The organism is Jeotgalibacillus sp. S-D1 (genome assembly GCF_004358665.1).
Taxonomy (GTDB): Bacteria; Bacillota; Bacilli; order Bacillales; family Jeotgalibacillaceae; genus Jeotgalibacillus.
The window spans coordinates 1027618-1048649 of the sequence record NZ_SMZR01000001.1 but is presented as its reverse complement, the minus strand read 5'-3'; the positions used below and the strand labels follow the sequence as shown (position 1 = coordinate 1048649).

The following is a 21032-nucleotide window of genomic DNA, read 5'->3' as shown; positions in this document are numbered from 1 at the left end:
TTAATGGCAAGCAGAGCAGTATGCCCCGGCAGTTTTGATCCGATTACTTATGGACATCTGGATATCATATCCAGAGGGGCGAAAGTATTTGATGAATTACATATCGTTGTGTTGAACAATTCTTCTAAAAAACCGGCTTTTTCGGTTAATGAAAGAATGGAATTAATAAAAGAGGTTACAAAAGACATTCCCAATATAAAAGTTGACTCTTACCAGGGCCTGCTCGTTAATTATGCAAGGGAAGTTAAGGCAAATGCAATTATAAGAGGACTGCGTGCTGTTTCTGATTTTGAATATGAGATGCAGATTACGTCCATGAACAGGGTTTTGTATGAAGAACTGGAAACTTTTTTTATCATGACCAATAATCAATACTCTTTCTTAAGTTCAAGCATTGTAAAAGAAGTAGCTAAATATGGCGGAGACATTTCAGAGCTTGTTCCTCCCCAGGTGGAAAAAGCACTTCAACAAAGATATATAAAGATGTAAAAAAGCATGGAGAAACCGATAATCGGTTATCTCCATGCCTTTTTATTATCATTAAGCTGTTTTATCATGATAGCCAGCGCAGTCATGATTGCTCCGATACTTATGAATGGACCGTAAGTAATAAACCACTCCAGCAGTGCTGCCGGCCACGATTGTACGGTCGATTTTGAAACTTCCAACCCTAATAGCGGAAGAGAAAACGGGAATGATTTAATTAAATAGACGAAAAGAATAAAAATAACGGGCGATACCACCATATGTAATAATCTGAAAAGGAAAAAAGGGGAATACTTAATGTCAGTTTGATGGATGCAAGCAATAATTTGTGCATGGATACAAAATCCTCCAAACGAAATGATTGCCAGTACAATGACACACTTAATCATAAAATCATTTTCATATTGAGCTACATGTGCTGTCCCATTGGAAATCTCCAGAACACCAAGCAAAAAGCCAGTGGTCCATTCATTTGATAGATGCATCCACTCACTTAATTTATTCAGAATTAAAAGCGGAAAATTAAATAATTGGAATTTCGATGCTAATGTGCTGATAACTGAAAAAAAGATAATGAGCCCGCCAATAATTAAAAGCTGTTGAACCGATGTGGCTACAGCAGTTTGAAGTACTCCGCCAAAAGAAGTCTCTTTAGATAAAGTTTTAAATGGCCGTTTAGCAGGCTTATCTTTTTTATCACTAATCATTCTACCCGCCAGCATGCCAATTAATATGTTCCCCAGATAGTGTGCCAGCAGTAAGAGCAGTCCAATGCTTGGTGTATGAAGCATACCTGCTGCAATCGCGCCCATGATAAAAATGGGACTTGCTCCGTTTGTGAAACAGACAAGCCTTTGAGCATCAGCTAAGCTTATTTTTCCGTCATTGTATAATTGAACGGATAACTTTGCGCCAACTGGAAATCCTGATGAGAAGCCTAAGAGCAATACCAGTGCGCCTTGTCCCGAAACATTAAATACCGGCCTCATTACCGGCTCAAGAATCCTGCCCAATACATAGGTCCAGTTTGAACGGGGGAGAAGATCCGCTAAAATAAAAAAAGGAAGAAGGGATGGGAAAATAATTGTCCACCACAGTTCTAATCCTTTTGAGGAAGCATCAAGTGATTCTTCCGGGTAAATAATAAGTCCTATCAAACAAAAAAATATTCCGGCGGAAAATAGATGAGGGGCAATACGTTGTGTCATATTTGTTACGATCCTCTCGTATAACCACTATGAGTGATGGGAATTCATTTCTATCCCATAAATACAATGGTAAAATAAATGCAATTATTCATTTTCTATACCATATGATAGTTATTAGATAATAGAACGTTTGGGTCTGGGAGGGTAAAATAATGGAACCAAAGATCGGTCTTGCATTGGGTTCAGGCGGAGCCAGAGGATTTGCCCATCTAGGGGTATTAAAGGTTCTGCAGGATGAACAAATACCTGTCGATATGATTGCAGGCAGCAGCATGGGATCCCTGGTAGGAGCTATGTTTTGTGCCGGACATGATCTGGAGGATTTATACCGCCTGGCCAACACGTTCCGAAGTAAATTTTTTGTTGATCTCACTGTACCCAGGATGGGGTTTATATCAGGCGAAAAAATCAAACAATTTATTAAGTTGTTTACTCATCAAAAATTACTGGAGGATCTTAAAATCCCGCTATCCATTGTCGCGACCGATATTGTAAAAGCGGAGCGGGTTGTGTTCAAATCAGGCCCTATTGATGTAGCGGTGAGAGCCAGTATTTCTGTGCCGGGCATTTTTGTGCCTGAAAAAGTAGATGGCCGCCTATTGGTTGACGGAGGAGTTATTGATCGGGTTCCCTCAACAGTAGTCCGTGAAATGGGCGCCGATATCGTGATTGGGGTAGATGTTTCACAGGTTAAAAGGAATGCCGAAATAACGACCATTTATGATGTCATAATGCAGAGTATTGATATTTTGCAGTCGGAGGTATTGCGCTATAAATCATCAACAGCTGATGTTCTTATGAGCCCGAAAGTAGAACAGTTTGGCGGGAAAACATTTCAGCAGGCCGCTGACATCATTCGGCTTGGCGAGGACGAAGCTAAAAAAGCGTTACCGGCAATATTGGAGTCGATTAGAAAGTGGAAGGAGCATCAACTGATCAATGAAAAATAAAGTTTGGCTAGCAATTTTTCTTGCTTTTACTTTACTATTTTTATCTGCAAGTTTTTATACGCTACCTTTTTATGTTCAAAAGCCCGGAAGTGCCTTTGCGCTGGATGATATTGTAGAGGTAGATAACAGCACCGAAAGCGAAGGGGATTTTTCACTAATGACGGTTTCACAGGTTCAGGCAAATATTTTTGCTTATATCTGGGCTAAATTTGATGATTATCAAGTCATTTATCCGATAGAGCAGGTCCGCAACCCACACGAAAGCGATAAGGAGTATTCTGTGAGACAGCTGCATTTAATGGAGAGTTCAGCTACGCAGGCAATTGAAGTTGCGTTTAAAAAAGCAGATGCAGATTATTCTTATACTTATCGGGGCATTTATGTACTTAATGTTTATCCGGATATGCCCGCAGAAAAGCTGCTGGAAGCAGGTGACAGGATTACAGGGATAGACGACCTGGAGTTTAAATCATCTGAAGAATTTATTGAATATGTATCTAAAAAGAAAAAAGGCGACACTGTCAGCATAACAGTTGACAGGGAAGGGGAAATTATTGAGGAAGAGCTGACATTAAAAGCATTTCCAGAGATGCCTGAACAAATTGGGCTTGGAATCTCCCTTGTGGACGACAAGTCAGTAGAGACTGATCCTGTGGTTAAAATAGATGCAGATGAAATAGGGGGTCCTTCAGCGGGGCTGATGTATTCTCTTGAAATTTATGATCAGTTAATCGAGGAGGATTTAACGAAAGGATATAATATTGCTGGTACAGGAACCATTTCCTCTGAGGGTGAAGTCGGCAGAATCGGCGGTATTGACCAAAAAATTGTTGCTGCCGACAGTCAGGGAATTGATATATTCTTTGCTCCGGATGATACGATACCTGAGGATATACTTAAAAAAGATCCCAATATTTTAACAAATTATGAATCTGCTGCAAAAACAGCAGAAGATATTGGGTCATCAATGAAAATTGTCCCGGTTAAAACGTTTGATGATGCTCTTGAATACCTTGAATCATTAGAGAGACAAAGTTAAAAATGCCCTGTCGAACAAAATATGTTCGGCAGGGCATTTTTTGGTACGGAATTATTTACAATTGGTTTTTTAACTAATCTAACATAACCGGAGGATGATTAAAATCTGCAAGGAGCATCTTTTTTCTGGCCATTGGGTTTTGAAGTCCCATAGCATATATTCTGTTTGCTCTAAGATCCAGGGACAGCATTTCTTCATCCTCCCGGCCAACCCTGCTGATCATAGGAAGAGAAAAGTCCTTTTTATGTTTGTTTAAATAGGCCCTTCCATTTTTATTCATTCCGAGAAGTCTTATATACGAAGGATTTAAATCAATCATTTCTTCTTTTTTTGTATGAGTCAGCAAGTGGGTGAGCATCCTTTGAATACGGGTCCAAGTATATCTTTTCGTTTTAACGCTTTTCATGAAGTCTGAAAATGATGTGCTGATTTTTGCAGCATCGGTGAGCCTGTACTCAATTCCTTCTTCGATTTCATAAATGTCCCGCAGTTCTTCATGAGTATGGGACAGCAATTTGAACTGCAGCAATGGCCAGTAATTTTCCCAGTGATGATATTGTCCGAATTGCCTATAGTATTGATCTAGTATCTGATACGTTGTTTCCGGAAGGTGGTCATTGATTTCTGGAAGCGAAGATTCAAAAATTGCTTTACGGATACTAGTGGCGCTGGATATTTTTTCAGTATGTAATTCAGACTCATGGTAACCTGATTTCTGGCGTTTAATTGTATACGGTTTGATTGTCTGTGCATATTGATTAATTGCCTCTACATACTGCAGGCCCAGCATATTATTGGGCAGTGATAAATCCAGGGACAGGGGGTTTTGCTCATTTAGCACTTCATAACTTTTAGCAACAGCTGCAGGATAGCTTAAACCTTCAGTATTAAAGAATTTAATCTTTTCATCTAAAAGTGAAAGATTCTCTTTCCGCCAGTTCATTCGTTCAATAAAAGGCTCAACAGTGCCGTCCTCGCTGCCAAAGCATAAAGAATCACACCCTATGGCATCTAATAAGCGGACGGCACCGGAAGCAAAATGGGTCGCATGCTGGGCAGCAAAAGCGTAAGGCAGCTCAATTACAATGTCGACTCCTGCTTTTAGCGCCATTTCCGCTCTGGCCCACTTTGAAACAAGTGAAGGCTCTCCTCTTTGCAGAAATGGTCCGCTCATGACTGCTACTAAGATTTCATTGTTTGTGATCTTGCGGGACTCTGTAGCATGGAGTAAATGACCGTTATGAAATGGATTATATTCAACTACGATACCGGTTGCTTTCACGTGCAGTCCGCCTTTCTTTTATGTAAAATATTTTTCGCTTTATAGCAGGGTTCTTTTACGTTATAATAGCATTTGGGCTCGATGGTTGGAAGCATCGATCTTTTCACATGGTTATTGAAACAGTTTATTAAAAGATTTGCTGATTTTTACACATTATGTTGTAAAGAAAAAATCTTGACATTCCCTATGCAAGGGAATATAATCAACTTTGTGCCTTGAGGTGATCAGACTTGAAATGGTCAATCATTCAATTACAAAAATTTCGTAACGAAGCGTTCCCAATAGACGAAACGATCGAATTGCAAGAATTGCCTAAGCGCAATTCGGAGATAAGAAATGTAAGTCCCGTTCAAGTAACCGGACGAGCAGATATTAGCTCGGCTAAGATTACGTTTCACTTACACATTGAAGCCACATTGACACTTCCTTGTGCAAGAACGCTTGTGGATGTTCCTTATCCAGTATCACTAGATACAACAGAAACCTTTCTACTCAATCCTTCCTATGCGGAAGAGGGCTACGAAGAGGAAACGCATCTTTTAGAAGGTGACGTTATAAATCTGAAGCCAATTATTGAGGAAATTCTTATTCTGCAAATCCCCTTACAGGTCTTTAGCGATAAAGCAATGGAAGAGGAAGGCATGCTAAACGGCAATGGCTGGGAAGTACTGTCTGAAGAAGAACTTGAACTTGAAAGAGAAAAGGAACAATCAGAACAGCCTAAAACGGATCCACGTTTAGCTGATCTTGCGAAGTTTTTCAACGACAACAAAAATACGTAAAACATGAACCTTCATCGATCGTTCATTTTACAATCACTCTCTATAAGGAGGTGGGAAACATGGCGGTACCATTTAGAAGAACATCAAAAACTGCAAAGAGAAAGCGTCGTACGCATTTCAAATTGTCAGTGCCAGGTATGGTTGAATGCTCTAACTGCGGAGAAATGAAGCTTTCTCACCGCGTGTGTAAAGCGTGCGGACAATATAAGGGCAAGGAAGTTGTAAGCAAATAATTGAACTGTATCTGACAGTTCGCATAAAAAACCTGCTGAAGAGGCCATGGCTCTCCAGCAGGTTTTTTAATGTGCAAATTGGCAGCCACCCCGCCCTCATAAAAATAATTTTTTCGAACTTTTGATGGGTTAAATTGTCTGAAAAGGAGTGGTACAATCAAACTGAACAAGGAGCGATAGGGGGAGAAGTTTTGTGCTATCAGATTGAGACAATGGAGCATGTACTGCTATTTAAAATTAATCGCCCAGAAAAAAGAAATGCAATTAATTATGACGTTATGGACGGTTTAAAAAAAGCAATTGATATGACGAAGGAACAGGATCAAATAAAAGCATTGGTTCTTACAGGAACCGGTTCTGCATTTTGTTCCGGAGGGGATATTGAAGCGTTTCATTCTCTCAGAACGCAGCAGGAAGCACATTTTATGCTATCAAAGATGGGAGCAATTATATACGAATTGGCTACTCTCCCAAAGGTCACGATCGCATTAATTAACGGAACAGCAATAGGCGGAGGATGTGAACTAGCGGCTGCATGTGATTTCAGAATTGCACATTCGTGTGCAAAAATGGGATTTATTCAGGCGAATCTTGCTATTACAACAGGGTGGGGAGGCGGAACCCTGCTTTATGAAAGATTAGTTCCAAGCCAGGCTCTTCACATGCTTACTACAGCTGGCGTTTATCAGGCGAAAGACTTGCATGAAAATGGTTTTATTGACTACTTGGTGGAAGATCAGTCTTTTAACCATGTTTTAGAATTATTAAATCCTATCTTATTAAAAAATGTACATGTATTAGTTGCTTATAAACAAATGCTGATCAAAAAATGGAAAAGAGAAGACTTGCAGGATCAAATATCTTCAGAAATTATGGAATGCTCCAGGTTATGGGAAAAGCAGGAACACCATGACGCTGTGGAACAATTCTTAAACTCTTCCTCTCTTAAAAACACGAAATCTTAAATTTTCGTGTTTTTTTGTGTCTATTTCCTATTGTATTTGCATAGACTAAAAGTAGATTCAATATTACTAGGGGGTCATAGAGATGATGAAGGTTAGACAGGACGGCTGGACAAGAGAAGAAGATCAATGGCTGGAAGATGCTGTGCTTTCACATATTCGCAATGGAAGTACTCAGCTGCGGGCTTTTGAGGAAATTGCCCAAAAGGTAAACCGAACACCTGCAGCATGCGGGTTTAGATGGAACTCTTGTATACGTAAAGAATGTCAAAAGCAAATCGATCAGGCAAAAAAAGAACGATATGCTAGTAGAAAGACTTCATCGAATCAAAATCAAATAAAACCACTTCCCAATTCTCCTTTGGAGTGGTCTGCTGAAGAGATGACCAGACAGCTGGCAAAATGGATGGAACGTATTGCCTCTCACGATCAAACAGCTGATTGGGAGGAAAAGTACCATACTGCTCAAAAGTCACTTGAGCAAGTGAATAAAGAAAAAGAAAAATTAGAAATGAAAGTTCAGGGACTTGAGGAAGATTACAGGGCTTTACTCTATCTGATTGAGAAAGCGCGCAAATTAGGTGTAGCTGAAGGGAAAGAAGAGTCTTACACTGAAGCCCCGGTTTTTAAAATGGAGCCAAACGGCAACTTGTTTCGATTAAACCGGAGCACATCCAGAGCTGAGCAGGGAGAGGCTGTGGATTTATAAATCCGAAGATAGAAAAAGAGGAAGGCATCTGCCATCCTCTTTTTTTTGCTATTGTTGTTGTTCTGTAACTCCGGGTGGATACCAAACCAATGGATTTTGGCCAAGGTCACGATTCATATTATAGGTTACTTTCTCGAATCCCATTTTTTCCCAAAAATCATGAGATTGAACTCTAGGGTTCGTTTTAATTGGCAGTCCAAAGCTTTTAGCAAATTCGACCATTTGGGCTCCGTATCCCTTTTTTTGATAGTCAGGAAGAACTTCCAGTTTCCACAGTTCCAAATAATCCTGAGCAGGTTCAAAGTAAAGATCAAAACGAGCATCGCGTCGGTATAGATTCATACGGGCAATCAGTTTATTTCCGAGGTAAATCCCGTAAAATGGAGACTCGCTCTCATTTTCAACCATATTTGTTTCCAACTCTTCTTTCATCGATAACTCTTGTAAGCCAATTTCTCTGAACTTATTAAAATCCTCAAGTGTCTTATAGTTGATGCGAAGATTTTCTACTTTAAATGCCATTCCCTAACACCCCTTATAGCTATTCACTGCATATGCCTGAAAGGTAATGTACCGGTAATGTACCTTTTTCACCCTCCTGGGCAATAATAGACAGTATTTATTATTATTATATAACAACCAGACAAAAAATTCTGCACATTTCAATAGAAAGCGTTTACAATAGAGAAAGGGGATAATGATTTACTTGATTCAAAGCATAATAGTTAAATTGAAAGGGGTAGTCTGGTGAAAAAACTTTTAATAGCAAATCGGGGAGAAATTGCACTCCGAATTATCCAAACCTGTAAAAAAATGAATATTGAAACAGTTGCTATTTATTCAGAAGCGGATGAAGAGCTTCCATTTGTCAAGGAAGCGGATCAGTCTTATTTAATTGGACCGGCACCAGTGGCGCAATCCTATTTAAAAATGGAAACGATAATCGAAATTGCAAAAAAGGAAAATGTAGACGCAATCCACCCTGGATACGGTCTTTTATCTGAAAATGCTGCATTTGCCAAAAGTGTAGAAGAGGCAGGTATTCATTTTGTCGGGCCTGATTCTTCTATTATCCAACGGATGGGAGACAAAATTGAAGCCAGAAAAACAATGATAGAGGCAGGCGTTCCGGTTGTTCCTGGTCAGGAAAGCGAATCTGCTGACCTGGAGGCAGCCCGTGCTTTTGCTGAAGATGCTGGATATCCAGTTATGTTAAAAGCAAGCAGCGGAGGCGGCGGAGTAGGAATGATTCGCTGCGACAATGAGCAAGCGCTCAATCAGCACTTCGAGTCTACCAAAAAAAGATCCCAGGCTTACTTTGGATCAGGCACTCTTTTCATCGAAAAATACATAGCGAACGCCAAACATATTGAGGTTCAGATTTTTGGAGATCATCTGGGCAATATTTTTCATTTGTTTGAACGCAATTGTTCCATGCAGAGAAGAAATCAAAAAGTGGTGGAAGAATCCCCTTCACCAGGCTTATCTGAAGAAGCACGCCAGAATATATTTGATATCGCGATTCGTGCTGCAAAAGCTGTTGGTTACAAAAATGCAGGAACAATTGAAATGATTGTAGACGAAAATGAAAAGGCGTATTTTCTTGAAATGAATACACGGCTGCAGGTCGAACATCCTGTCACGGAAATGATTACTGGGACCGATCTGGTTGAATGGCAGCTGCTTACAGTTCAAAATAAGCCCTTGCCTGTAACCGAACAAAAGCAGATTAAAGAACTCGGTCATGCGGTCGAGTATCGCATCTATGCAGAGGATCCGGTTACCTTTTTCCCGTCTCCGGGTGATTTGACAGCCATTACTTATCCGACCGGTCTCGGCATCAGAGTTGATCATGGGTATGCAGAAGGCAACAAAGTAACCCCTTATTATGATCCTATGATTTCAAAAGTAATTATTCATGCTGAAACAAGGGATGAATGTCTGGAAAAATCCAGAAGGGCTTTTCAGCAGATGAAAATTGAAGGACTAAAAACAAATATACCTTTGTTTTTAACGCTTCTTCAATCTAGTACCTTTAATCAGGGAAATTACCATACTCAGTCATTATTACAAATTGTAAAAGGAGAGATTTAATTATGAAGGAAATTCAATCATCAATGGCAGGTACTGTATTTCAGGTCTTAGTAGGAGCAGGTGATAATGTAGCTGCAGGACAAACTGTACTGGTGCTGGAATCAATGAAAATGGAGATACCTGTTGATGCACAAACAGACGGCACAGTTGGTGAAATAAAAGTAGCGGTTGGGGATTTTGTAAATGAAGGCGATATTTTAGTCGTTTTATCATAAAGAATTTGTTAAATGGGTCTGTTGTTTGTCAATCGGTGATGTACAAATAATAACAGTCGTGTTTAACGGAGCGATCATTATAAGCAGAAGGAGGAATAAAGATGAGTCAGCGTATAACGAATCAGGATCGGCTGGAGGAAACTATTTTTAAGGTAAAACAAGGCGGACAGGCTAAATACCATGAGAAGTCTGCAGAACAAGGGAAATTATTTGTTAGAAAAAGGCTTGAATTGCTTATAGATAAAGATACATTCCAGGAGGATGGACTATTTGCAAATCAAAGCGCAGGAGATTTGCCTGCTGACGGTGTCGTAACCGGTACCGGTAAAATTGACGGAAGACCAGTTTGCATAATGGCAAATGATTCAACAGTAAAAGCGGGTTCATGGGGAGCAAGAACGGTTGAAAAAATCATCCGCATCCAGGAAACAGCAGAAAAACTGCGCATACCCCTGCTGTATCTTGTGGATTCAGCTGGAGCCAGAATTACCGATCAGCTTGATATGTTTCCAAACCGCCGGGGTGCGGGGAAGATTTTTCATAATCAGGTTCGCTTGTCAGGTACAATTCCGCAAATTTGTTTGTTATTTGGACCTTCTGCGGCTGGAGGAGCCTACATACCGGCGTTTTGTGACATTGTCATCATGGTAGACGGCAATGCTTCCATGTATTTGGGTTCGCCGCGGATGGCTGAAAAAGTTATTGGTGAAAAGGTTACGCTGGAGGAAATGGGCGGGGCAAGAATGCATTGTTCTGTCAGCGGATGCGGGGATATACTGGCACAAAATGAAGAAGAAGCAATTCAAAAGGCTCAGCAGTATTTGGGCTACCTGCCGACAAATTTTAATGCAGCTGTGCCAAAAAAAGAACCCATTATGCCGTCTTCTGACAAGGCGCTGAAAGATTTGATACCTGAAAATCAAAATGCACCTTTTGATATGTATGACGCAATCAATACTTTAGTGGATGGAGAAAGTTTTTTTGAAATAAAAAAATTATTCGCACCAGAACTTATAACCGGCTTAGCCCGTCTGGATGGCAGACCTGTGGGGATCATTGCAAACCAGCCAAGAGTTAAAGGCGGGGTATTGTTTGTTGACTCAGCAGATAAAGCGGCTAAATTTATTCAATTATGTGATGCATTTAATATTCCTTTGTTATTTTTAGCGGATGTTCCCGGTTTTATGATTGGAACCAAGGTAGAAAGAGCAGGTATTATTCGTCATGGCGCCAAGCTGATTGCAGCGATGAGTTCTGCGACCGTTCCAAAAATATCAGTCATCGTCCGCAAAGCATATGGAGCAGGACTCTACGCTATGTCCGGCCCGGCCTTTGAACCCGATTGCTGCATTGCTCTGCCAACAGCTCAAATTGCTGTCATGGGGCCGGAAGCAGCGGTTAATGCGGTTTATTCAAACAAAATACAGGCAATTGAGGATCCTAAGGAAAGAATGGCATTTGTTCAGCAGAAGCATCAGGAGTATAAAGAAGAAATTGATATTTACCGTCTTGCTTCTGAGCTGATTATTGATGACATTATAGATCCGAATGATCTGAGGGGTGAACTGATTAACCGTTTTGACTACTATGCATCTAAAGAAATTGTTCATGCTCCTAAAAAACATTCGGTTTATCCTGTCTAACTAACGGGGACAGAAACTTTACACCAGCCTTTTATAAGGCGGCTACGGTGTAAAGTTTTTTTAAAACCTGGAATTATTTTTCTATTTTATGATCGAGAGATTTGCTAGACTAATCTTAAGAAGGTGATTAAATGAAAATTGCAGTAATTGGTGCCGGTGCTATTGGGCTATTATTTTCCGCTAAGCTGGTATCTGCTGGTCACGAGATATTTTTGGTAGCACGTGAAAAGCATCAAAGCGGTGAAATTAATTTAAAAGGAATCCACGTTCATTCTGATCAGGTTGAGATCACTTCAAGTACTGTTGTCTCCGGTGTTTGTTTACCCCATGAATTTAAAGCAGATTGCGTGATTGTTACAGTAAAGCAATATCATTTAGAGTCGTTAAAAAAAATGCTGGCAAGCATTCCAGGGGATATACCACTTATTTTTGCCCAAAATGGCATGGGGCACATTGAATTCATGTCCGGTCTTGCTAATACTCAATTATTTGTCAGTACAATTGAACATGGTGTAAAAAAGGAATCCCCAACCGAGGTTCGCCATAATGGAATTGGAGCCTGGAAAATTGCAGCATTCCGAGGAAACATGGACTGCATTAACTTTTTACAGTCTTCCGACCCCTCATTTCCAGTCAGTTTTTGGACAGATTATCAATCTCTTCTTCTCGAAAAGCTGATTAAAAACATTTTAATTAATTCTCTGACTTCGCTATTCGAAGTCAAAAATGGTGAATTATTGACCAACCCTTTTTTAAATAAAAATTTGCAGCACCTTTATTCTGAAACAATGCTGTTATTTCCACAAATGAAACACATGCTGACGCTTAAAGATGTTGAAAGTTTATGTGATGAGACTTCAAAGAACACCTCATCCATGAGTGCCGATCTTCAATCCAATCGCAAAACAGAAGTGGATGCCATAATCGGTTTTGCTTTAAAGACTGCAAAAGAGAAACAGATTACCGTACCTTTATTACAGTTTGTTTATGATGGTATATGTGCAATTGAATATGGAAAGGGGATTAGAGGTTGAGCGAATTCATTGCATTTCTGCTGGGTATTTTCATGATCCTGCCGACCGGTGTTTATGTCATCCTGTTCACCTGCACGAAGTTAATTACTAAGCATCATAAAAATGCAGTCAATGTTGCTGTCTATGGGACTACTCCATTTGCAATCGGATCGGTTTATTTTCTTATTTTAACAATATGGGAAATTTCACTGCTATGGGCAATTCTTATTGTAATGGCATTAGTCGGTATTTTTCTGTCGTTTTTTTTATGGAAAAATGATCCTGATTTTTATTGGCATAAGATTTTTAAAGGATATTGGCGTTTGAATTTTGTAATTTTTATCTTCATACACGGAGTCATCGTTTTATATGGACTGATTCAAGCTGTAATTTATGCCGTAGTCATCTGAGCAAGCAACTTCTTTCTTATTTTTACTGTCAGGTGCTATACTCTTTATGGACAAATGTCGGATAAAGGGGTTTTTGATCTATGTTACTGGAAAATGTGAAGCTTCCTGCGATTCAGCCTTTTACCTCTGGTTACTTAAATCAGGATGAAAAAGTTCTTTCGTTTTTTCATAATGGGTATGATGGCCAGGAAGCTTTTAACGCTAGAAAAAAAGAACTGCAGGACCGTTCGTTTAATCGGAAGGATCTTGCTGATTGCATAGAAAATTATATGAAGGATTTACCTGCTGGAGTAGCAGTGCAGCATTCATTAGATAAGCTAAGAAGGGATGGTCTGGTAGTTATCGGCGGGCAGCAGGCCGGATTGCTGACAGGTCCTCTTTATTCCATACATAAAGTGATCTCGATCGTTCAGCTGGCAAAAGTACAGGAAAAGAAATTAAATACCCCAGTACTCCCTGTTTTTTGGATTGCTGGGGAAGATCATGATTTCCTGGAAATTAATCATTTATTTATCGAATCTGATGGTCAAATGAACAAAAAAGGATATCCTGAACGCATTGCAGATAAAAGAATGGCTTCCTCAATTGAATATGATTCCGATACAATGAAAAGGTGGGTAAGGTCAGTTTTGCGTGATTTTGGAGAAACTGTCCACACGAAGGAATTGCTTTCAAAATTGGACGCTGCAATCGAACAGGCCACATCACTATCCAAGCTTTTTGCTTATATTATTATGGATATGTTTAAAGATGATGGACTCCTTGTCATTGATGCGGCAGATCCATCTCTTCGTAAACTTGAGGCACCATTTTTTAAAAGCCTTCTTTATCAAAGTGAGAAGCTGACCCAGAGTGTACTCCAGCAGCAGTCCAAAATAAAAGAGCATAACTTTAAGCCCTTAATCGAAATCGCTTCAAATGCAGTAAATTTATTTATTACAATCAATGAGGAACGTGTACTTCTGTATAGGACTGAACATGGTTTCAGTGATAAACAGGGGCATATAACATTCACTTATGATGAGCTGATAGAGCTGATGGATAATGAGCCTGAAAGGTTCAGCAATAATGTAGTGACAAGACCATTGATGCAGGAGTGGTTATTTCCAAGTCTGGCATTTATTGCAGGACCTGGAGAAATAGCGTATTGGGCTGAGCTTAAAACAGCATTTGAAAAAATGGAAATCAATATGCCTCCGATTGTTCCAAGGCTCTCGATCACCCTTGTTGAACGGGACGTTAAACAAAAAATTGACGAACTGGAAATGGATTTAAAGGAAGTTTTGATGCAGGGAACCGACATGGAAAGAGCGAAATTCTGGAATAGTGTAAAAGACGAAAAAATGGATCAATTTATAGACGAAACGGAAAAGCTTCTTGATGAGCAATATGAAAAAATTCAATCAAAAGCTGGTGAATTGCACGCAGGTCTCTTACCTATTGTTACTAAAAATTTATCCATTCATCAGAAGCAACTCGCTTTTTTAAAAAAGAAGTCAGATCATTATATCTCCTTTAAACATGAAGTAACCTTAAAAAAGTATGATCGTATTTCTTCAAGCCTTCGTCCTGAAAACGGCCCGCAGGAAAGAATATGGAATATCTTTTATTTTATAAACCGATATGGATATGAATTTGTGCATTCTATAAGCAATATTGAGTATGAATTTGATCATTCGCATAAGGTTGTATTTTTATAGATCGCGTTGATTTTCACAAAATGTTCAATCACAGAACAGCTGGATCCCGAAAAGGATTTCCAGCTGTTTTTTTGTCTGTAATTATCGCTTGAAGTACTGCCAGATTGGGATTTGTACAATTAGAACTATAAAAGTTAGAATATTCTTTTTATTTTAGCTGGTTCACATTATTACAGTTGTGTTAGAATAACAAAAAGAAGTGGTGCGAAGTGGGGGACTGTGGTACATTTAGGTGGAGAGGTGGGAAAGACGCATGTTCATGGGAGAATATCAGCACAATATTGATGCAAAGGGACGCATAATCATCCCTGCAAAACACCGTGAACATGTAGAAGATGTCTTCGTAGTTACCAGAGGACTCGATCAGTGTCTTTTCGGCTATCCTATGGAGGAATGGCGACGTCTCGAAGAAAAAGTTCGTTCGCTTCCCGTTACCAAAAAAGATGCCCGTGCTTTCGCCCGATTTTTCTTTTCTGGAGCTGTAGAGTGTGAGATTGACAAACAAGGCAGGATAAATTTACCTAAAAATTTACTTGACTATGCAAAAATCGAAAAAGAATGTATGATACTTGGCGTATCAAGTCGAATTGAAATATGGGGACAATCAGTTTGGGATGATTATTTAGCTCAATCTGAAGATTCATTCGCAGAGATTGCAGAAAACCTCATTGATTTTGATTTATAGACTTAGAAGAAGTATAGAGGTGACCCCAATGTTCGACCACACGACTGTATTATTAAAAGAAACCGTTGATGGATTAAACATCAGACCTGATGGGATTTATGTAGACTGTACCCTTGGAGGGGCCGGTCATAGTGAATATTTATTGTCTCAATTATCCTCTGAAGGTCATTTATATTGTTTTGATCAAGATGAAACAGCTATTTTTCACGCAAAGGAAAAACTGAAAAACTATGCTGGACAAGTTACATTTATTCAATCAAATTTTCGTTTTTTAAAAGAGGAACTAAATAAGCACGAAGTATATGAAGTTGATGGAATTCTTTACGATTTAGGCGTTTCTTCTCCCCAGCTTGATACTCCAGAAAGGGGATTCAGCTATCATAATGATGCTCCCTTGGATATGAGGATGGATCAAACAGCTTTCCTTACAGCAAAAATTGTTGTGAATGAATGGAAGTTTGAAGATCTGGTTCGAATTTTTTACAGGTATGGCGAAGAAAAATTCTCCAAGCAAATTGCACGTAAAATTGAGGCTGCAAGGGAAAAGAAACCTATTGAAACCACAGCTGAGTTAGTGGAATTGATTAAAGAAGGCATACCAGCACCTGCAAGAAGAAAGGGCGGACATCCGGCGAAACGAGTTTTTCAGGCAATCAGGATTGCAGTAAATGATGAACTTGGTGTTGTGGAGGATTCGCTGGAACAAGCCATTGATCTTATCAAGCCAGGCGGTCGTATCAGTGTAATCACGTTTCACTCTTTAGAAGACCGCATTTGTAAAACGATGTTTAAAAAAGCAGCACAAGGACCGGAATTGCCACACGGCCTTCCTATTATTCCAGATGAGTATAAGCCGTTATTAAAACTCATTACCCGTAAACCTATCCTTGCCAGCGAAGAAGAATTGGAACAGAATAACCGTTCAAGATCGGCTAAACTCCGTATAGTAGAAAAAAACAGATAAATTATATTATTGACAGGGGGAACTAGAGTGGCAAACTCCGCAAGACAGTACAGGGAATATCAGACTACTGAAAAAGTAAAAAAAGTAAAAGTCGTTAAACACAGAACATCGACATTTACACCCGGGGAAAAGTTAATTGCAATGTTATTTGTTGCATTTATCTGCTTTGCAAGTCTTCAAATCATTACAGCTCAAGCAGAGATTTACAGTACAAACAAAGACATACAGGATCTTGAAACCACAATCGTCAATCAGCAAACAGTTAATCATGACCTTTCCATCCAGGTTAGCCAGATGAGTACATACGAACGTGTATGGGAAAAGGCCAAAGAACTGGGGCTTACGTTAGATGAAACAAATGTGAAAGTTGTACAGCAGCCATGAATCAATTTGCAAGAGCAATAAAACAAAATTGGGGAGCCTACCTGCTGTTTATGGTATTCGGTGCTCTCTTTTTTGTTTTACTTACACGTTTTTTAACACTTCAAATCACTGGCGAAGCAGAAGGAAGAGATTTAGCTGCACAGGCACAGGCCCAATATGCAAGGGAGCAAATTCTGGAGGCTGAAAGAGGAAAGATAGTAGACCGCAATGGAGAAGTGATTGCCGAGGATACGGCCACTTACAAATTAGTGGCAATTTTAAATGAGGATATGACAACCAATGTAGATGATCCGCGTCATGTGGTTGATCCCGAAAAAACTGCATCCGTTTTAGCAGAATATCTTGAAATGCCGGAAGATGAAATTCTGAAGAAATTACAGCAGGAAGAAGCGTTCCAGGTGGAATTCGGTGCAGAAGGAAAAGACATTCCTTTAGAGGTGAAGAATAAAATCGAGGATGAAAATCTTCCTGGTGTTTTATTTTTGCAGGATTTAAAGAGATTTTACCCTAATGGCAGCTTTTCCTCCCATTTAATTGGCTTTGCTCAACCGGAGGAACAGGAAGATGGAACAATTGAAACCGTCGGTCAGATGGGCATCGAGCGGAATTTAAACAAGTATCTAGAGGGGAAAAACGGAAAATTATCCAAAGAGGAAGATGCCAGAGGCTATTTGCTTCCTATGGGCGATGAAAAAATTGAAAAAGCTAAAGATGGAAATGATGTATATGTAACATTGGATAAAAAAATCCAAACCTTTTTAGAAGATTCAATGAGCCAGGTTGCTGACGAATATAGTCCTAAGCAAATGTATGGAATTGTGGCAGATCCTAAAACGGGAGAAATTCTGGCTATGAGCCAGCGGCCGACTTTCAATCCGGACACAAGGGAAGGGCTTAATGATAACTGGTATAACCAAATTGTTGAAAGCACCTTTGAACCTGGTTCGACGTTTAAATCCTATTCACTTGCAGCTGCTGTGGAAGAAGGTGTTTTCAACCCGAATGCCACGTATAAATCCGGTTCGTATGATGTGTTAGGCACGCTTATCCGCGACCATAATAATGGAGCTGGCTGGGGAGAAATCAGTTATCTTGAAGGAGTTCAGCGCTCGAGCAACGTTGCATTTGCAAAACTGCTTGAACAAATGGGAGAAGAACGGTACGAACAGTATCTTCATGAATTTGGTTTTGGCTCAAAAACTGGTATTGATTTACCTAACGAAGCAGCGGGAAATATACTCTATCACTGGCCGATTGAAAAGGTTACAACTGTATTTGGACAGGGAACCACCGTTACACCGCTGCAGATGATTCAGGCTCAAACAGCAATCGCTAACGACGGAAAAATGATGAAACCTTATGTCATTTCAAAAATTGTGGATCCAAACTCCAAAAAAACTGTCCATGAAGGAGAACCTGAGGTCTCTGGAGAACCGATTTCCAAAGACACAGCTGCCAAGGTAAGGGAGTATCTTGCATCCACCGTTACATCAGAAAACGGGACTGGCAAACCATTTGCTGTTCAAGGCTACGATGTTGCGGGCAAATCAGGAACTGCGCAAATCCCTGATCCAGCTACAGGCAAGTATATGCAGGGAAGAGAAAACTATTTGTTTTCCTTTATGGGTATGGCACCTGCTGATGATCCTGAATTGATTGTCTATATTGCTATTCAGCAGCCGACACTTCCTGAAACAGAAATAGGTTCTGTGCCGGTGTCAAAAGTATTTAATCCTGTTATGCTGAACAGCCTTAAATATTTGAATATCCAGCCTGCAGAAACTGCATCAAAAGAAGCAGTGGAAATTGAAGATTTTAATGGAGAATCAATAGAAAAAGTTAAATCATCTTTAGAAGAAAAAGGAATTGTTCCAGTAATACTTGGAAATGGAAATAAAGTTGTCACTCAATCTGTTAAAGGTGCCTCCATGCTTGCTGGAGAAAAACTTATATTGCGGACAGACGGCAAAGTAACCATACCGGATATGACCGGCTGGTCCGTGAGGGATGTAACCAAAGTGGCCTCCCTTGCAAAACTAAAGCTCAGCATGTCCGGTTCGGGTTATCTTGATAAGCAAAGCATTCAACCCGGCGCGCAAATTGCCGGAGATGAGCCGTTAATTGTATCTTTTAAATCTCATGAACAGCAGCAAAATGCACAGCAAAATGATTCCGGGGAAGAATCTGCTGAGGAACTTCCACAGGATTAATTAAAACCTTTTCTAGACGTGTCATACGTTTAGAAAAGGTTTTTTTTGTCATGTCTAACTCTTTAAACTCATATAGTCTGATTATTACGAAGCTGGAGGATTGTACTCCTTGAAAAAGACACCGATCAGAATAATTCGAAAACGTTTGGTTGTGGCACTGCTGTTATTTTTAGCCGGAGTAGTGGTTCTTACCGGAAGAATGTTTATCGTGCAATTTGTATCACACGATACATTGTTATCTAAAGCATTAAACAGCTGGAGCAGAGAACTGCCAATGGAAGCGCAGAGAGGCCTTATCTATGACAGAAACGGAGAACCTATTGTGGCCAATAAACTGGCCCCCAGCCTGTTTATCATTCCAAGGCAAATAGAGGACCGCAAAAAAACAGCGGAAATCCTTGCTGAGATATTGGACATGCCGCTGGAAAAAGCGACTGAGTTTGTTGGACGAAAAGGATCGATGGAAAAGCTGCATCCGGAAGGGCGCAAGCTATCTTTTGAACAGGTGAGGAAAATCGAAGAAGCAAAGCTTAAAGGTGTTTATGTGGCTGATGATTTTGAACGGGAATACCCAAATGGCCGTACACTGTCTCATGTGCTTGGGTTTATAGGTGTGGACAATCAGGGGTTATCAGGTCTTGAACTGATGCATGACGATATGTTAAACGGAGAAAAAGGGGCCATTGATTTATACACAGACGCCAAAGGAAGAGATATGGAGGGAATGACTGCAAATTACAATCAGCCAGTCAAAGGGAATGATTTGTATCTAACGATCGACAGCAAAGTCCAGTCGATTCTGGAAAGAGAATTAACTAACGCTCAAATACAATATAACCCTGATCAGATGCTTGCAGTCGCTATGAATCCAAAAACGGGTGAAGTGCTGGGTATGGCAAGCAGACCGGATTTTCATCCCCTTTCATTTCAGGATACGAATCCGGATATTTATAACCGCATATTACCAATCTGGAGTACGTATGAACCGGGCTCTACATTTAAGATCATTACCCTCGCTGCCGCTCTTGAAGAAGGTAAGGTTGATTTGGAAAAAGATCAATTTTATGATTCAGGGTCTGTAGAAATTGCCGGCACGCATCTTCATTGCTGGAAAAGGGAAGGGCATGGACAGCAAACTTTTCTGGAGGTTGTACAGAATTCCTGCAACCCCGGCTTTATTGAACTGGGAAACCGTCTGGGGAAGGAAAAATTATTTGATTATATTAATCAGTTTGGGTTTGGTGCAAAAACAGGAATTGATCTGCAGGGAGAAGCAAGCGGTATTCTTTTTCCCATGGAGCGCGTTGGACCGCTTGAGCATGCCACTACTGCATTTGGACAAGGTGTTTCTGTAACACCTATTCAGCAGATAACGGCAGTTTCCGCTGCGATAAATGGGGGCTATTTGCCGACTCCGCATATCGCAAAAAAATGGACTGATGGCGAAACAGGAGAGACGGTAAAAGAGATTCAACCTAAAATGAAAAGACAGGTGATCTCTGAGGAGACCTCAAAAAAAGTTCGTGAAGCACTGGAAACGGTAGTGGCGCAAGGAACCGGAAGAGGAGCCTATGTAGACACATACCGGGTTGGAGGAAAAACAGGTACTGCACAAAAAGTAAAAGACGGCCGATATATGGAAGACAGCTATATTGTTTCTTTTATCGGTTTTGCTCCAAGTGATGACCCGGAATTGATCGTTTATCTTGCGGTTGACCATCCGAAAAACACGGTGCAATTCGGCGGTGTAGTAGCAGCTCCAATCGTAGGAAATATTTTAGAAGACGGCCTCCGGTCATTGGGGGTAAAACCCAGAACAGAACAAGTAGAAAAAGAAGTGAACTGGCTGGACCCTGTTACGTATAAAGTGCCTGACTTAATCGGCACTTCTACAAAAGATTTAAAAGAAATGCTGCTGCCATTAAAGCTGGAGGTTGAGGGGAAAGGATCGAAGGTTATTGAGCAATCTCCTAAACCGAATGTTACCGTGAACGAGGGAACGACTATACGGGTCATGATGGGAGATGAATAAGGAGCAGTAAACGCGATTTTTACAATGTTAT

Annotated in this window: 21 protein-coding genes; 18 read left to right on the top strand and 3 right to left on the bottom strand. The window is 40.1% G+C overall.

What is annotated here, in order from left to right:
• Window positions 1–3: 3 nt before the first annotated feature.
• Window positions 4–489 (top strand): pantetheine-phosphate adenylyltransferase, encoded by a 486-nt coding sequence (coaD, locus tag E2R51_RS05335; protein ID WP_133375977.1) that lies wholly within the window; start codon window positions 4–6, stop codon window positions 487–489.
• Window positions 490–515: 26 nt separating this feature from the next.
• Here coaD and ylbJ read toward each other — a convergent pair whose 3' ends face one another.
• Window positions 516–1694, bottom strand: coding sequence for a sporulation integral membrane protein YlbJ (gene ylbJ / locus E2R51_RS05330; RefSeq protein WP_133375976.1), 1179 nt, complete (start codon window positions 1692–1694; stop codon window positions 516–518).
• A 149-nt stretch (window positions 1695–1843) separates the two neighbouring features.
• Here ylbJ and E2R51_RS05325 point away from each other — a divergent pair, with 149 nt between their 5' ends.
• Together E2R51_RS05325 and E2R51_RS05320 are read left to right on the top strand one after the other, a co-directional pair.
• Window positions 1844–2644 carry a patatin-like phospholipase family protein gene (locus tag E2R51_RS05325; RefSeq protein ID WP_133375975.1) on the top strand — a complete coding sequence of 267 codons (801 nt, stop codon included), beginning with the start codon at window positions 1844–1846 and terminating at the stop codon, window positions 2642–2644.
• A complete protein-coding gene (locus tag E2R51_RS05320; protein WP_133375974.1) occupies window positions 2634–3683 on the top strand; it encodes a SepM family pheromone-processing serine protease in 1050 nt (349 codons plus the stop codon). The genes E2R51_RS05325 and E2R51_RS05320 overlap by 11 nt, the downstream gene beginning before the upstream one ends.
• 73 nt (window positions 3684–3756) lie before the next feature.
• Here E2R51_RS05320 and E2R51_RS05315 read toward each other — a convergent pair whose 3' ends face one another.
• Window positions 3757–4965, bottom strand: coding sequence for a nucleotidyltransferase (locus E2R51_RS05315; protein WP_133375973.1), 1209 nt, complete (start codon window positions 4963–4965; stop codon window positions 3757–3759).
• Window positions 4966–5195: 230 nt separating this feature from the next.
• Here E2R51_RS05315 and E2R51_RS05310 point away from each other — a divergent pair, with 230 nt between their 5' ends.
• The 4 genes from E2R51_RS05310 to E2R51_RS05295 all read left to right on the top strand — a co-directional run bounded on the left by E2R51_RS05310 (window position 5196) and on the right by E2R51_RS05295 (window position 7651).
• Window positions 5196–5747, top strand: coding sequence for a YceD family protein (locus tag E2R51_RS05310; protein WP_133375972.1), 552 nt, complete (start codon window positions 5196–5198; stop codon window positions 5745–5747).
• Window positions 5748–5806: 59 nt separating this feature from the next.
• On the top strand, window positions 5807–5980 hold the full coding sequence (rpmF, locus tag E2R51_RS05305) for a 50S ribosomal protein L32 (protein WP_133375971.1): 174 nt from the start codon (window positions 5807–5809) through the stop codon (window positions 5978–5980).
• A 191-nt stretch (window positions 5981–6171) separates the two neighbouring features.
• Window positions 6172–6945 carry an enoyl-CoA hydratase/isomerase family protein gene (locus E2R51_RS05300; RefSeq protein WP_240732961.1) on the top strand — a complete coding sequence of 258 codons (774 nt, stop codon included), beginning with the start codon at window positions 6172–6174 and terminating at the stop codon, window positions 6943–6945.
• 82 nt (window positions 6946–7027) lie between these two features.
• Entirely contained in the window at window positions 7028–7651 is a 624-nt protein-coding gene (locus E2R51_RS05295) for an RsfA family transcriptional regulator (protein ID WP_133375970.1), read from the top strand.
• Window positions 7652–7699: 48 nt separating this feature from the next.
• Here the strand turns inward: E2R51_RS05295 and E2R51_RS05290 are convergent, their stop codons facing one another.
• Complete coding sequence (locus E2R51_RS05290; RefSeq protein ID WP_133375969.1) at window positions 7700–8173, bottom strand: N-acetyltransferase; 474 nt, start codon at window positions 8171–8173, stop codon at window positions 7700–7702.
• A gap of 225 nt (window positions 8174–8398) precedes the next feature.
• Here E2R51_RS05290 and E2R51_RS05285 point away from each other — a divergent pair, with 225 nt between their 5' ends.
• The 11 genes from E2R51_RS05285 to E2R51_RS05235 all read left to right on the top strand — a co-directional run bounded on the left by E2R51_RS05285 (window position 8399) and on the right by E2R51_RS05235 (window position 21001).
• Window positions 8399–9745 carry an acetyl-CoA carboxylase biotin carboxylase subunit gene (locus tag E2R51_RS05285; protein ID WP_133375968.1) on the top strand — a complete coding sequence of 449 codons (1347 nt, stop codon included), beginning with the start codon at window positions 8399–8401 and terminating at the stop codon, window positions 9743–9745.
• A gap of 2 nt (window positions 9746–9747) precedes the next feature.
• Window positions 9748–9960: a biotin/lipoyl-binding carrier protein gene (locus E2R51_RS05280; RefSeq protein ID WP_133375967.1), complete on the top strand. Its 213-nt coding sequence runs from the start codon at window positions 9748–9750 to the stop codon at window positions 9958–9960.
• A gap of 101 nt (window positions 9961–10061) precedes the next feature.
• Window positions 10062–11603, top strand: a complete 1542-nt coding sequence (locus tag E2R51_RS05275; RefSeq protein ID WP_133375966.1) for an acyl-CoA carboxylase subunit beta — start codon at window positions 10062–10064, stop codon at window positions 11601–11603.
• A 131-nt stretch (window positions 11604–11734) separates the two neighbouring features.
• Window positions 11735–12637: a ketopantoate reductase family protein gene (locus E2R51_RS05270; protein ID WP_133375965.1), complete on the top strand. Its 903-nt coding sequence runs from the start codon at window positions 11735–11737 to the stop codon at window positions 12635–12637.
• On the top strand, window positions 12634–13026 hold the full coding sequence (locus E2R51_RS05265; RefSeq protein WP_133375964.1) for a DUF3397 domain-containing protein: 393 nt from the start codon (window positions 12634–12636) through the stop codon (window positions 13024–13026). The genes E2R51_RS05270 and E2R51_RS05265 overlap by 4 nt, the downstream gene beginning before the upstream one ends.
• Before the next feature lie 80 nt (window positions 13027–13106).
• Window positions 13107–14726 (top strand): bacillithiol biosynthesis cysteine-adding enzyme BshC, encoded by a 1620-nt coding sequence (gene bshC / locus E2R51_RS05260; RefSeq protein ID WP_133375963.1) that lies wholly within the window; start codon window positions 13107–13109, stop codon window positions 14724–14726.
• Window positions 14727–14979: 253 nt separating this feature from the next.
• A complete protein-coding gene (gene mraZ / locus E2R51_RS05255; RefSeq protein ID WP_133375962.1) occupies window positions 14980–15411 on the top strand; it encodes a division/cell wall cluster transcriptional repressor MraZ in 432 nt (143 codons plus the stop codon).
• A gap of 28 nt (window positions 15412–15439) precedes the next feature.
• Complete coding sequence (gene rsmH, locus E2R51_RS05250) at window positions 15440–16375, top strand: 16S rRNA (cytosine(1402)-N(4))-methyltransferase RsmH (RefSeq protein WP_133375961.1); 936 nt, start codon at window positions 15440–15442, stop codon at window positions 16373–16375.
• Between the two features lie 27 nt (window positions 16376–16402).
• The gene (gene ftsL, locus E2R51_RS05245; protein ID WP_133375960.1) at window positions 16403–16759 is read left to right on the top strand and encodes a cell division protein FtsL; all 357 of its coding nucleotides are present in this window, start codon (window positions 16403–16405) and stop codon (window positions 16757–16759) included.
• A complete protein-coding gene (locus E2R51_RS05240; protein ID WP_133375959.1) occupies window positions 16756–18969 on the top strand; it encodes a penicillin-binding protein in 2214 nt (737 codons plus the stop codon). The genes ftsL and E2R51_RS05240 overlap by 4 nt, the downstream gene beginning before the upstream one ends.
• 109 nt (window positions 18970–19078) lie before the next feature.
• Window positions 19079–21001, top strand: a complete 1923-nt coding sequence (locus E2R51_RS05235) for a stage V sporulation protein D (protein ID WP_483299900.1) — start codon at window positions 19079–19081, stop codon at window positions 20999–21001.
• Window positions 21002–21032: the final 31 nt, after the last annotated feature.